General features: G+C 70.3%; 9 protein-coding genes and 1 tRNA gene. 8 read left to right on the top strand and 2 right to left on the bottom strand.

Going from position 1 to position 11,963, the window contains the following annotated elements; genetic code table 11:
* Positions 1 to 42: 42 nt before the first annotated feature.
* The gene (locus KF745_15155) at positions 43 to 1,371 is read left to right on the top strand and encodes a hypothetical protein (GenBank protein ID MBX3359754.1); all 1,329 of its coding nucleotides are present in this window, start codon (positions 43 to 45) and stop codon (positions 1,369 to 1,371) included.
* An 11-nt stretch (positions 1,372 to 1,382) separates the two neighbouring features.
* Here KF745_15155 and hisS read toward each other — a convergent pair whose 3' ends face one another.
* Positions 1,383 to 2,696, bottom strand: coding sequence for a histidine--tRNA ligase (hisS, locus tag KF745_15150; GenBank protein ID MBX3359753.1), 1,314 nt, complete (start codon positions 2,694 to 2,696; stop codon positions 1,383 to 1,385).
* A 110-nt stretch (positions 2,697 to 2,806) separates the two neighbouring features.
* Between hisS and KF745_15145 the strand changes: the two genes are divergently transcribed.
* Both KF745_15145 and KF745_15140 read left to right on the top strand, forming a co-directional pair.
* A complete protein-coding gene (locus KF745_15145; protein ID MBX3359752.1) occupies positions 2,807 to 4,645 on the top strand; it encodes a (2Fe-2S)-binding protein in 1,839 nt (612 codons plus the stop codon).
* 79 nt (positions 4,646 to 4,724) lie between these two features.
* The gene (locus KF745_15140) at positions 4,725 to 5,051 is read left to right on the top strand and encodes a hypothetical protein (protein MBX3359751.1); all 327 of its coding nucleotides are present in this window, start codon (positions 4,725 to 4,727) and stop codon (positions 5,049 to 5,051) included.
* A gap of 32 nt (positions 5,052 to 5,083) precedes the next feature.
* Here KF745_15140 and KF745_15135 read toward each other — a convergent pair.
* Positions 5,084 to 5,167, bottom strand: a tRNA-Leu gene (locus KF745_15135).
* 150 nt (positions 5,168 to 5,317) lie between these two features.
* Between KF745_15135 and KF745_15130 the strand changes: the two genes are divergently transcribed.
* The 5 genes from KF745_15130 to KF745_15110 all read left to right on the top strand — a co-directional run bounded on the left by KF745_15130 (position 5,318) and on the right by KF745_15110 (position 11,781).
* Positions 5,318 to 6,214, top strand: a complete 897-nt coding sequence (locus tag KF745_15130) for a DoxX family membrane protein (GenBank protein ID MBX3359750.1) — start codon at positions 5,318 to 5,320, stop codon at positions 6,212 to 6,214.
* Entirely contained in the window at positions 6,198 to 7,334 is a 1,137-nt protein-coding gene (locus KF745_15125; GenBank protein MBX3359749.1) for a hypothetical protein, read from the top strand. Before KF745_15130 ends, KF745_15125 begins: the two co-directional genes overlap by 17 nt.
* Complete coding sequence (locus KF745_15120) at positions 7,331 to 9,772, top strand: hypothetical protein (protein ID MBX3359748.1); 2,442 nt, start codon at positions 7,331 to 7,333, stop codon at positions 9,770 to 9,772. The genes KF745_15125 and KF745_15120 overlap by 4 nt, the downstream gene beginning before the upstream one ends.
* A gap of 106 nt (positions 9,773 to 9,878) precedes the next feature.
* A complete protein-coding gene (gene tmk, locus KF745_15115; protein MBX3359747.1) occupies positions 9,879 to 10,577 on the top strand; it encodes a dTMP kinase in 699 nt (232 codons plus the stop codon).
* A 16-nt stretch (positions 10,578 to 10,593) separates the two neighbouring features.
* Positions 10,594 to 11,781 (top strand): lysophospholipid acyltransferase family protein, encoded by a 1,188-nt coding sequence (locus KF745_15110; GenBank protein ID MBX3359746.1) that lies wholly within the window; start codon positions 10,594 to 10,596, stop codon positions 11,779 to 11,781.
* The last annotated feature ends 182 nt before the right edge of the window (positions 11,782 to 11,963 follow it).

Below are 11,963 nucleotides of genomic sequence, written 5' to 3'. Positions count from 1 at the left end.
TTCCTCGGGCCCGAACGACGACTAACACATCAACCCCATCCAATGTCCAAGGCACTCCCCATCCCGGAACACGACCTGCTCGCCTACGTCGAGGGCGACCTGCCCTCCGAGCGCCTGGCAGGCGTTGAGGCGGCGCTCAAGGCCGACCCCAGCGCCGCCCGCCTCGTCGCGGCGATGGTCGCCGACCGGGTCACCCTGGGGGCGATGCCGGTGCCCCGAACCCCCAAGGGGATCCTGGAGGGCGTCGAGGCCCGCCTGGAGCGAGAGGCCCTCCTTGGTGCGGTGTACAGCGAGTCCGCCGCGGCGCCAGCCGAGATCCCGGTCGCCAAGTTCGTCGAGCCGCGCCGGTCCGTCGTCGCGAGGATCTTCACCTCGCGGACCGGCAAGGGCCTTGCCCTCGCCGCGAGCGCGGCCGTGCTCGTTGGGGGCGGCATCTGGGCGGCCCAGCAGTTGGTCGTCAGCACCATCGGCCGCGGCAACTCGAAGGAACACGTCGCCGTGGCGACGCCGGCCGACATCGGCTTCACCCTCAAGCAGCCGGCCCCGGAACCGTCGGCCTCGACCGAGCTCCGGATCGCGGCCAACGAGAAGGCGGTCGAGGCCGCCGCGGATTCGGAACTCCGCGACCCGGCCCACCCGGAGATGCTCGCGGCGACCGTCGAGCCCCACCCCGATGCGGGCGAAGATCCCGATGATGCATCCAGCGCCGTCACCAGCGCCATGAAGCTCGCGGAATCGGGCGCCGGCTCCGAGGACAAGTCGAGAGCCGCGACCGACCGCCCGACGGGCGGGATGGATGCGGCCCGCGCCGTCACCCTGGCGCGAGAGGGCCGGCTCGGCATCCGCGTGACCTCGAAGGATCTCGCCGCGGCGCAGTCGAGCGTCGAAGCGGTCCTGCCGACGGGACGATCGGGCGTATCGCGGGTGACGAAGCTCGACGCCAGCGCCCTGCCCCGCGCCATGGCGGGGCTGTCGAGCCTCTGGGCCCCGCCGATCACACCCATGGGCCCCACCTCCCCCGACCAGGACCGCGAGACCACCCTCGCCGCGGGCCGTCGCAACGGTGAGCCGAACGCCACCGTCCGCGTCGAACCCGGCTCGATCCCGATGCAGTTCCCGACGCCTCGCCCACCCGAGGCGGTGTACGTCGTCGATGCCGAACTCTCATCGGCCGGCCTGTCGTCGATCGTCTCCCGCCTGACCCGCTCGGGCGAGAACGGGCCGGCGCAGAGGGCCGAGTTCATCGAACTCCCTGAGCCAATCGAGGCCACGCCGACGCTGGACCCCGTGAGCGTCCTGTGGTGGACCGGCCCGCAGTCGCGATGGATCGTCCGCACCGGCGTGCCGGTCGTGGTCGAGCCCGCGAAGTAAGCCAAGGCCGTTTACCGTCCCGCCGAGATCCGCGCCGCGGCCTCACCAACCGGCACGTTGTCCTCCTGCGCCTGCGTCGCCATGTTCTTGAGCGAGCAGACCTCGGCGGAGTGCAGGATCATCGCGAAGCGGGCATTGGCGCCCGCGGCGTCCTTCACCAGTTTGCCGATGTTGCGGGTGGACTTGTACGACCGGCGCGCGTGCAGCCCCGCACGACGCAAGCCGGCGACGACGCCCGTCACCGCCGGGTCCGCCGCCTCCGCCGCGGCGAAGACGAAAACATCCGGCCGCAGGCCCAGCGTGTCCGCGATCCGGGCGTCATCGGGCATGAGCCCCTTGTCCTGGAGGACCAGGGAGAGGACGACATCGCCCATGCCGAAGCCCACGGCAGGGGTCGGCGGGCCACCGAACATCTCGATGAGTTTGTCGTAGCGGCCACCGCCGGCGATGGCGCGCTCGGCGCCGGTGGTCTCGTGGACTTCGAAGACCATGCCGGTGTAGTAGGCGAGACCGCGGACGATCCGATTATCAAAAACACACCACTCACCAATACCAGCCGATTGCAAACTGTCCTCTATCGCTCGAATCGGACGCAGATCAATGCGAGCGCCGCCTTGGTCCTGAACGAAGTCCTGTTTGGTTCGGCGATTCTGGCCAATTTGACCAACCAGAACATCCAGCCTTTCGACATCGATCCCGATCGCTGACATTTGGCTAGCGAACTCCGAAGCGTCCATCTTGAATCGACGATCGAGGAGAGCAAGCGACCGGTCGAGTGTGCTTTCCGTTGCTCCTGTGACTCCTAGAAGCTGTGCAATCACTGCGCGGTGGCTAAAGCCAACCCTGACGTGCGACGGGGTCAGTTTGAGATGGTCAAGCAGTCCAACACAACACTCAAGGCACTCTGCGTCAACTGCAGGCGAGTCGTCCCCCACGATGTCGCAGTTCCACTGCGAGAACTCCCTCAACCGCCCCCTCTGCGGCCGCTCCGCCCGGAAGCAGTTCTGCATCCAGAACCACTTGGTGGGCTTCGGGAGGCTCGCCGCCTTCGCCGCGTACATCCGCGCCAGCGTGGGCGTGAACTCCGGCCGGAGCGCGAACTTCTTCTCGCCGCCGAACCGCTCGAAACTGAACAGTTCCGACACGATCCCCTCGCCGCTCTTGACGGTGTAGAGGTCCAGGTGCTCGAAGGTCGGCCCCTCGATCTCGTCGAATCCGTGCCGGATGGACGTCCGACGCCAGGCGTCCTGAACGTAGCGCAGCCGGTTGAGCTCGGCGGGGTAGAAATCGCGGGTGCCCGTCGGGGCCTGGAACGTGTGGGACATCCGGCGAGTTTAGGGTGTCCCCCGCTCTCCATGGGCCCGGCGCGGGCCGAACATCCCGCGCCGCCCCATCCGGGCATTCCCCAACCCACCTCGGCTACGATCCCCCCGCCATGCCCAGAATCACCATCAACGGCGTCGAGCGCGAGTTCACCCAGGGTCAGATGATCCTCCAGGTCGCCAACGACGCCGGCGTCGAGATCCCGCAGTACTGCTACCACGACGGCCTCTCGATCGTCGCCTCCTGCCGCATCTGCCTCGCCGAGGTCTGGATGCCCAACCCCCGCAACAACAACGCCCTCGAGCCCTGGATGGGCGGCAAGCTCGTCCCGACCTGCCAGACCGCCGCGGCGGACGGCATGGTGGTCTACACCGACTCCCCCAAGTCCGTGCAGAACCAGAAGTCGGTGATGGAATACCTGCTGATCAACCACCCCCTGGACTGCCCGGTGTGCGACAAGGCCGGCGAGTGCGGCCTGCAGGATTACTCCTACGAGTACGGCCGCGCCGCCTCCCGCTTCCAGGACGTCAAGGTCAAGAACCCCAAGAAGGACATCGGCCCCAACATCCTCCTCTACTCCGACCGCTGCATCATGTGCACCCGGTGCGTCCGTTTCACCCGCGAGGTGACGGGCACCAGTGAACTCATGGTCCAGGGCCGCGGCAACCACGAGGAGATCGACGTCTTCCCAGGCCGGCCCATCGCCAACGAACTCTCCCTCAACGTGACCGACCTCTGCCCCGTCGGCGCGCTGCTGGACAAGGACTTCCTCTTCGCCCAGCGGGTGTGGTTCCTGAAGGAGACGCCCTCGATCGACGGCTTCACCGCCTCGGGCGACAACCTCACCGTCTGCCACAACGAGGGGAAGGTGTACCGCCTCCGCCCTCGGACCAACATGGCCGTCAACAAGTGGTGGATCACCGACGAGGTGCGGCACTCCTGGAAGTGGGTCCACTCGGAGGACCGGCTCACGACGCCCGTTCGCCGCCAGTTCGGCGTGCAGGTGGAGACCGACTGGAACCGGGCGCTGCTCGATGCGGTCGCCGGGCTCAAGCAGGCCGTGACGGCCAAGGGCCCGATGGACAAGGGCGCCCGCCTCGGGCTCCTCGTCAGCCCCATGCTCTCGTGCGAGGACGCCTACCTGCTCGCGCGGGCCGCGCTGGCGATCACGCCGTCGGTTGTCATGGCCGTCGGCCCGGTGCCCAGCCGCGGGCAGGACAAGACCTTCCCCCCCAGCGATTCCAACGGCTTCAAGATGTACGCCGAGAAGGCGCCCAACGCCCGCGGCGTGCGGCGTGTCCTGGACGCCATCGCCCAGACCCCCGGGGCCTCGCTGGTCTCCTTTGATGAGTTCGTTTCGCTGCTCCGCGGCGGCATCGGCGGCGCGATCATCACGGGCAACTACCCCTCGGACTGGGCCCCCAAGACGCTCGTCGACAAACTGGGCCAGTCGGCCGACGGTCCCTTCGTGGTCCTGATCGACTCCCTCAAGGGCCACGGGTACCTCGCCGGACGAGCGGACATCGTCCTGCCCTCCTCGTCCTGGCTCGAGAAGGCCGGCACCTTCCAGAACGCCCGCGACATGCTGCAGAGTTTCGAGCAGGCGATCGCGCCGATCGACGGCACACTGCCCGAAGCGCAGATCGCGATCGACCTGGCGGCGCTCGCCGCCTCGCCCACGGCCGAGATCCCTCCGCCGCGGGAGGGCCTGCCGAACCTCGGCGGCGAGTCCGACGCCGACCGGCTGCCGCAGGACGCGATCGACCTTCAAAATGATCCCGCCGTGCACCGCCGGCCCTCCAGGGCCGTGCGCTCCCGCCTGTACAACGCGGCGATGACGCGCCAGCAGATGGCCAAGGCCATCCCGTCGCTCTCGGTCTTCGTCTCCGAAGTCGCCCCGCCCCCGCCGCTGGCGCAGGCGGAGCCCGAGATGCAGGTCGTGGAACTCTGATCCAGACCCCGACCGGACCTCGCCGCCACCGGACGCGGGGGCGGTCGCTACAGTCCGTTTCACTCTTGGAGACCAGCCGATGACATCCCTGCGATCGATCGCCCTCTCAGCGGCCGCCCTCGTGATCCTCACCGCCGGCGGCTGCACCACCTACTACACGGTCAGCGACGTCGCGACCGGGAAGACCTACTACACCACCAAGGTCGATCGGGAGAACAGCGGCGCGGTCAAGTTCGTGGATGAGAAGTCCGGCGGGACGATCACGCTGCAGTCGTCGGACGTGCGCAAGGTTTCCAAGGAGCGGTACGAGGAGGGCATCTACGCGAACCCCGCCCCCACCGCGCCCTCCGCCCCCACGGCTCCGGCGGCGCCCACGCCTCCCGCCGCGCCGGCGCCCAAGTCCTGATCTCGCTCGACGAGCCGGCCTTGGGATCGTACTGCGGGCGACAGGAGTTGAACCTGCACAGCCTTGCGGCCACGGGATCCTAAGTCCCGCGCGTCTGCCAGTTCCGCCACGCCCGCTCAAGGGACATGCTAGGGCCGAAAACGGGCGTTCCCCGGCGCTTGCCGATGCCCCGTCCACTCGCCATCCGATGATTACCATTGAGTCATGTGGCGTGGCGGGGACGCTCCCCGCGCGCCGGCGGTTGGCCTGGGACAGGAGCGTTCATCATGAATCGGAGTGAGCCGGCAGGTGTCCGATTCGCGCCGCTGCTGCTTCGGTTGTCGGTCGGGCTGACCTTCGCCTGGAGCGGTCTGGCCCTGATCCTCGGCCACTTCACGCCCACCCCCCGGGAGGCCGCGGTGCTGGCCAATCTCGGCGTGGCCGTCGAGACGGCGCCGGTGCCGGTCGCTCCGACTCCCGAGGTCCAGACGCCCCCGGTCCTGCCGCCCGACGCCGCCGCGCCGGGCACCGGGCCAGCCGGTCCCGCACCCGCCAAGCCCGCCCCGACCCCTCTGCCTCCGCCCGGGCAGGAACCGATGCCCGCCGACCGCTACAGCGGGCCGGCCCCGAACCCCGACGCCGGGCGTCCCCCGCAGGCCATCGAGAAGCCCGCCGCCCCGCCGGTCCGGGCCGCTTCAGAGTTCATGGCCCCCCGCCCGGTCCGGCAGGTCTACCGCATCGCGGTCGCGATCAGCGATGCGGGCGACCCCCCGCCCGGCGCGGACGGATCGACGCCGACGATTCTCTGGCCCAGCGTCCTGAGCAGCGGCAGTTCGGCTCGCTGGCAGGCCTACCTGGCTGCCACCGCGGCGTTCGCGGGCGGGGCGATGATCCTGGCGGGATTACTCACCCGGATCTGGGCATTGGTCCTTGCCTGTGTCATGCTGGGGACGATGTGGCTGTCGCAACTCGGGCCGGCGGTTCGCACCGGTTCGGGCCTGTTTAGTTTCTGGCCTTCCTACGACGCATTCGACCTGCAGGCGTGGGGGCCGCTGTGGCTGCAGTTCGCCCTGCTGATGTCCGCCCTGGCCCTGATGTTGATGGGCCCCGGGGTGCTGGCCATGGACAACGCACTCTTCCGACGCGCCATCGCCGAGACTGCCCCTGATGACAACGGAGCCTGAGACGATCGCGCCGGCGCCCGCGGTGAGCCCCCCGGACGGGACGCCCGTTCAGGCACTCCAGGCGGCGCGCGCGCGCCGGTGGATGGCCGGTTTCGGCCTGCCGATCTCGGGGTCCGTGATTGTCCATGCGCTCATCCTGATCGCCGCGGCGGCGGTGGTGTGGCGCGTCGCCGTCGGCTCCTCGGCCCCCAAGCCGCCGGAGGTGTTTATCGCCTTTGAGGAGCCGGGCACCCCCACTCCCCCTGTACCCCCGCGCGAGGCTACCAAGATCACGACGGGATCAACGGCCCCGGCGGCCGCGCTCCGTGCGCCGGCGTCCGAGGCGGCGCCGAGCCTCACGGGTCTGTCGATCGACACCACGACGCCCGCGCCCCGGCTTGAGGGCGGCCATACGGATGCCGGCACGTCGCCCGACCCCGCCGCCGCGCTCCGGTCGACCGCTCCTTCGCTGGCCGACGTTCGTTTTGCCGGGCTTGGCGCCTCCAGCGCCCGGAGCGTGGTGTATGTGATCGACGGCTCGGGGCCGATGGTTTCGTCGCTCTCCAACGTGCTCGACGAGGTCCAGCGGTCGATCCTGCGGCTCTCTCCCTCCCAGCGATTCGGGGTCATCGTTTTCCGGCGCATCGAGCCGCCGCGCCCCGGCGACCCCGCCTACGACGACCCCAACCGTCTCCGAGCCACCGACGAGGCCGACGGGCCCGGCTACATCTGGTTCACACCGGCTCTCATCCGCGCCACCCCTGAAGCGAAACTCCAGGTGCAGAAGTGGCTGGAGGAAGAACGGAAGCGCCCCCGGGGTCGCTCCAACCCCCTCGACGGCCTCCGGGCCGCCATCGCCATGAAGCCCGACGCCATCTTCCTGCTCTCCCGCTCCATCGCACGCTCCGGCGGCGGGGTGTGGGAACTCGGGTTGGAGAAGACCATGGCGGAGCTGGACCGGCTCAACCCCCTTGATCGCTCCGACGGCCGCCGACCGATCGTCATCAAGACCATCCAGTTCATCGACGACGACCCCACGGGCATCCTGCAGGCCATCGCCAAACTCCACGGCGGGAAGGACTCGGCGGACAAGCCGGCCTACAGACTTATGAAGTCCAGCGCCGAACTGATCGAGAAATGACCTCACCGCCGATGCGTCGCCGTGCACCCAAGACGATCCTCGCCGCCCTCGCCGGAGCCCTGCCGCTGCTCATGGGCGGTGTTCCCGCTGCGCCGGCGGCGACGGCGGTGGGTGTGCAGCCCGCCACATCCGATCCCGACGCGCTGCTGACGACGCTGGACCAGATCGCCAAGGCCCTCGCCAACCCCGCGATGATTCCGGCGCGTCGCGACGAGGCGATCCGGCAGGCGATCCAGACCCGCGCGGCGCTGATCGCGGCGGCCCCCGACGACGACCGCGCGCCCACGTGGATGCTCGATCAGGCGGGCACGCTGCTCGAGCGGCTTTCGCGCGACGGTACCGAGGCCTCGGTGCTCCTAGGAATCCCCACAAGCGTGCAGCGGGAGCAGGCCCACACCGACGCGGGCGAGGCGATGGAGCTTGTCGGCAGAGCCGAGCAGGCCGCGGCGGCTTCGGTGCGGCGGCTCCAGGAGCGGGTGCTCAAGGCACGGGATTCGGACCCCGCGAAGGCGCGGGCCGAGGCGCACCAGGTCGAGGCCGCTCTTTCACGCCTGATCGACACCGAGCAGAGCCTGCGCATCCCCTACTACCGCGGACGGGCCGGGGTTGTGCTGGGCTCGCTGGAGAGCCCTGACACAGGGTCCGGGCGCGCGGCGAGGGAGGAGCTGTGCCGCATCGCGCTGGCCTCGCTGGGCCAGCTCAGCGTCGGTTCGGTCGCGGGCGAATCCGTCCGCAGGGTCTCGCTGGGATCCGCGCTCCTGATCGTCGCGCTCAGGGAAGAGAAGCAACGGGCCAACGCGCGCGAGTTGTTCAAGTGGGTGGCGGACCGGCCCCTCGCGGGCGGCGAACTCGGGGCCGTCGACGCCCCCGATGCGCTCACGCGGACGGCGGCGCTCATGGGGCTGCTCCGCGCTGTGCGGGGCGAGAGCGAGATCGTGGCGGCCGTGGCCGGCGTGGGCGATGCCGCGAGACAAGCGCCGTTCGTGGTGCAGGGGCGCACCGATCCGCTGCTGGCCCTGCTGCTGGCCGAGGCCCAGTGCCGCACCATGCTGATCGAGCAGCCGTGGGAGCCCTCCAAGCGGTCCGTCTGGCTCGCCGATGCCTTCTCCCCATTGACGACGCTCTTGACCCGCAAGGACCTCGAGGCCGACCGCGCGGCGCTGCGGGCCGCGGTGTACACCAAGATCGCCGCAGCGTGCGATCTGGCCGCGGCCGCGGGAAACCGGGCGGTGCCGTACGAGCAGCTCGACCCGGTCATCGCCTTTGCCAAGGGAGCGTCGCTGGTCGCCGGCGGCGGCGCGGGCAACGCGGCGGCAACTGAGGGAGTCCGTCTCCTGGAGATGGTCGGCTCCCGGGCCGATGCCGAGGATCTCCGCGCCCAGGCCCTGTGGGAACTGGCCGTGGCAAACTGGGCGGTCATCCAGGCCGGCAAGGGGGATGACGGAACCGTCGTACTCGATTACCTGTGCACGCTGGGCACGAAGTACCCCAACTCGCCGCGGGCGAAAGAGGCAGTGCTCAAGGCGGTGGAGATCGCGCGGTACACGATCGGGCGTCTGGCGCAGGCGGGGGGGACGAAGGGATCGCCGGAGCTGGCTGCGATGCTGCCGCTGTATGCCCGGGCGCTGGAACTGGCGTACACCATCGCCCCGGACGACCCGGAAGCCCCCGCCCATCGACTGGAGCGGGCCCGGCTCGCCATCGATGAGGCGTCGCTCGCGGGGGAGATGACCGCCGAACGGCTCGATGCCGCGCTGGGCGCCCTTGAGGGGATCCGCCCCGGCACGGGTGGCGCGACCGACGCCCAGCGCCGAGAGGGGGACGACCTCGCCACCGCCGCGATCGAGGCGGCCGTCACGCTCGCGCGAACGGACCTCGCGCGTGCCGGCGATGACGCGGCGCGGACCGCGGACCGGGACCGGCTCGCGGGCGTCGCCCGGCGGGCCGTGGCGTGGTCCATCCAGCGTCGACCCGGGTCGGCCGACCGCTACCGACTGCTGCTGGCCGAGTGCCTGGCGGACTCGCGTGACGAGCGGGCGCTTTCGCAGTTCGAGGACCTTGCGTCCCGCGTCGCGTCCATGACTCCGGAGGACCAGGCCCGCGTCCACCTCGGCTTTGCCAGGGCTTTGCGACAGTCCGACCGCGCCGGCGATGCCTTCGCGTCGCTTCGCACACTGGTGGAGGGGATTGACCGCACAGCCGCGGCAACCGCCGCCTCGGCTGCGCCCGGGATCGTCGCCGGTGGACGGCCGCCCGTGTACTGGTCGGCCTGGGCGGAGATGCTGGAGATCCTGCTGGCCGACAACGCCGATGGGAAGCGAACGCAGTCGATCCGCGGCCAGATCGGGCGACTCCGTCTGATCGATCCGTCGCTGGGCGGTGGCGCCGCAACCGGGCGGATTGAGGCCGTCGCCCGGGTTGTCGGGGCCGCGCCGTAGGGACTGCGGGGTCGCGCGTGCCAACCCAGCCGCGGGCCGCTAGACTCGCGCCCACCCAAGCCGCCAGAGGGATCGCCGGCGGAAGGAGCATCGTGTGAGCGTGGGCGTGAGCAGGCAGGGAGGCGCCGTGGCGAACGACTCGTGGATCAAGGGGCTCGCCGGCCGGTTCATCGTCTTCGATGGGCCCGACGGTTCGGGCAAGAGCACGCAGTTCAAGCGGCTGCTGGAGACGGCCTCTCGCCACGGGGTGCCGGTGTGCCCGGTGCGCGATCCCGGCGGCACCCCGGTGGGGGAGCGGATCCGCGACATCCTGCTCGACCGTGCCCACACGGGCATGGGCGTGCGCTGCGAGACGCTGCTGTACATGGCCAGCCGCGCTGAACTGGTGGATCAGATGATCCTCCCGGCGATGCAGCGGGGCGAACTGGTGCTCGCCGACCGGTTTGTGCCGTCAACGCTGGCGTACCAGGGCGCGGCCGGCGGCGTGCCCAAGAGCGAGATCGCCGCCGTCGCCAAGATGGCGACCCGCGGCCTGATGCCCGACCTGATCGTCATCTTCGACATCGATGAGTCCGCTGCGGCAGCTCGTCTGAGCCCGCTGCTGGACCGCATGGAGGCCAAGGGCCGCGAGTTCCACCGCGCGGTCCGGAAGGGGTACCTCGACCAGGTCGAGGCCGACCCGGCGCGCTACGTGCTGGTCGATGCCAGCCGCGCGGAAGATGCCGTGTGGCGGGAACTCTCGGCCCTGCTCGCCGAGCGGGCGTCCTCGCTCCCCTCCCGGTCTCGGCCGCCCGGAAGCCGATAAGGCCGTATGGTTCCCGGTGAAGCGATCGACCCCGCGATGGCTTGAGGTTCCGACCTTCCTGGCCCTGCGCACGGTGTTCTCGGCGCTTGGCGCCACGGACATCGGCCTGACGACCGGCGCGGCGGCCCTGCTCGGGCGCGGTTTCGCCGAGATGCGGCTCAATCGCAAGCGTCTGCACAGAGCGATCGACAACCTTGCCGTCGCGTTCCCGGACTGGCCCCTGGAGCGGCGGCGGGAGTACGCGGTGCGGTCGTACGAGCACCTGCTGATGCTTGCCGCGGAGACGATCTACGCGCCCCGGGTTCTCACCGACGACGGCTGGCCGTCGCACCTGTCGCTGCAGTCGCTGACTCGTCCGCTCCAGCACATGCTCAACGGACGCACGCACGGCACGCCCACGGTGACGATCACCGGCCACTGCGGCAACTGGGAGGTACTCGGGTATTCGTTGGCGCTGCTGGGCTTCCCGCTGCACGCGCTGTACCGCCCGCTTGACCTGGCCCCGTTCGACCGCTGGGTGCGGGCCACGCGACAGCGTCGCGGGCTCGTCCTGGTCGACAAGTTCGGCGCGACCGAGATGCTCCCTTCGGTGCTCCGATCCGGCGGGGCCGTGGGGTTTGTCGCCGACCAGAACGCGGGCGACCGGGGGCTCTTCGTCCCGTTCTTCGGGCGCCTGGCCTCGACGTACAAGACGATCGGCCTGCTCGCGATCCAGCACCACGCGCCGGTGATCTGCGGCGTCGCCCGTCGCCTCACGCCGGGCCTGCACGGGATGCACGCCCCGGCGACGCCCCACCGGGCCGGCACCGACGCGTCCAACGACGCCGTGGGGTGCAGCCCGAAGAGCCGTGCGCCCCTGCGGTACACCATTGAGGTGGTCGACATCATCGAACCGCAGGACTGGGTCGACCGGCCCGACCCGTTGTTCTACGTGACCGCCCGCTATCGGCGCGCCATCGAGACGGCGGTCCGTCTCGCCCCCGAGCAGTACCTCTGGATGCACCGCTACTGGAAGAGCCGGCCGCGGCACGAGAGGCTGGGCCGGCCGTTCCCCAGCGCCCTGCGCGAGAAACTGGAGCAGCTCCCCTGGATGACCCAGGGCGAGCTCGACACAATCATGGACTGGTCCCGCCGGGACGCGGCGGAGATCGCTGTCGAACCGCCCCGCCCGATCCCCGAGCCCGAGCCCGCCGGCGCGGCCTGAGGGGGAACCGTTGGGCGGTTCCTGGCGGACGGACTTGAGTCAACACCGCCGGAACCCCCGACCCCCGCATGGAGCCCACCATGCCCAGTACGCCCGCTCCGTTCGACCCCCCCGCCCGGCCCAGCCCGTTGGGCGCCCCCCGATCGATCGACCGCCAACCTCCTACGCTGTCTGGTCCACCC

It is taken from the genome of Phycisphaeraceae bacterium (assembly GCA_019636655.1).
Taxonomy (GTDB): domain Bacteria; phylum Planctomycetota; class Phycisphaerae; order Phycisphaerales; family UBA1924; genus JAHBXB01.
Note: the sequence above shows the minus strand (reverse complement) of the source record. Positions and strands in the feature narration are given on the sequence as shown.

What these genes read in the sequence shown, in the direction of transcription:
- KF745_15155 (MBX3359754.1), top strand. Translation starts at nt 43, where the DNA reads ATGTCCAAGGCACTCCCCATCCCGGAACACGACCTGCTCGCCTACGTC.
- hisS (MBX3359753.1), bottom strand. Translation starts at nt 2,696, where the DNA reads ATGTCCCACACGTTCCAGGCCCCGACGGGCACCCGCGATTTCTACCCC.
- KF745_15145 (MBX3359752.1), top strand. Translation starts at nt 2,807, where the DNA reads ATGCCCAGAATCACCATCAACGGCGTCGAGCGCGAGTTCACCCAGGGT.
- KF745_15140 (MBX3359751.1), top strand. Translation starts at nt 4,725, where the DNA reads ATGACATCCCTGCGATCGATCGCCCTCTCAGCGGCCGCCCTCGTGATC.
- KF745_15130 (MBX3359750.1), top strand. Translation starts at nt 5,318, where the DNA reads ATGAATCGGAGTGAGCCGGCAGGTGTCCGATTCGCGCCGCTGCTGCTT.
- KF745_15125 (MBX3359749.1), top strand. Translation starts at nt 6,198, where the DNA reads ATGACAACGGAGCCTGAGACGATCGCGCCGGCGCCCGCGGTGAGCCCC.
- KF745_15120 (MBX3359748.1), top strand. Translation starts at nt 7,331, where the DNA reads ATGACCTCACCGCCGATGCGTCGCCGTGCACCCAAGACGATCCTCGCC.